The sequence below is a fragment of the Mesorhizobium argentiipisi (SeqCode) genome (genome assembly GCF_037179585.1).
In the GTDB taxonomy this organism is placed as follows: Bacteria; Pseudomonadota; Alphaproteobacteria; order Rhizobiales; family Rhizobiaceae; genus Mesorhizobium; species Mesorhizobium argentiipisi.
On sequence record NZ_JAPYKO010000087.1, the window covers coordinates 1 to 632 of the forward strand.

The window sequence follows — 632 nt, forward strand, 5'->3', positions numbered from 1 at the left end:
TGTATGGTTGAAGTGGGAAGGAGGCCGAGTGGATCCTGGTCGTCCTTTCGGACAGGCCGTGGCATGGCCCGGTCCCTTCCCACCGATGAACCATCAACCTGAACAGTTGCACGGGGCTGTTCCAAGCCGACCCCGCACCACAGGAAGAGGCGTGGACATGATAGCCCAGAACTATGTCGGCTGCGACATCTCAAAGCAGTGGCTGGACTTTTTTGATGAGACAAGCGGCCGTCTTCGGCGCATCGACAACCAGGCCAATACGATCGCGGCCTATGTGGCGGGCCTTGATCTCAGCCGGGACTTCGTCGTCATGGAGGCGACAGGGGTCCATGACCGGCTTCTGCGTCATGCGCTGGCCAAGGCCGGCGTGCCGTTCTCGCGGCACAACCCGGCGCACACCCACCATTATGCCAAGTCGACCAGACGGCGCGCCAAGACCGATCCTCTCGATGCCAGGATGCTGAGCGACTATGGCCGTCGCTACCAGCCTGAGGCCGAGCCGGCACCACGCGAAGAAGGTGAGCGGCTTCAGTCGCTTGCCGGCCACCGCGATCAACTGGTCGCGATGCGGGCAACGCTGAAGAAGCAACTCGCCGAGGCTTTCGAGGCGATCGTCATCACCAGCCTCAAAG

Annotated in this window: 1 protein-coding gene; it reads left to right on the plus strand. The window is 62.2% G+C overall.

Going from position 1 to position 632, the window contains the following annotated elements:
- Window positions 1-157: 157 nt before the first annotated feature.
- The coding region (locus O7A05_RS34040; protein WP_337097790.1) for an IS110 family transposase at window positions 158-632 on the plus strand (475 nt) is incomplete at its 3' end.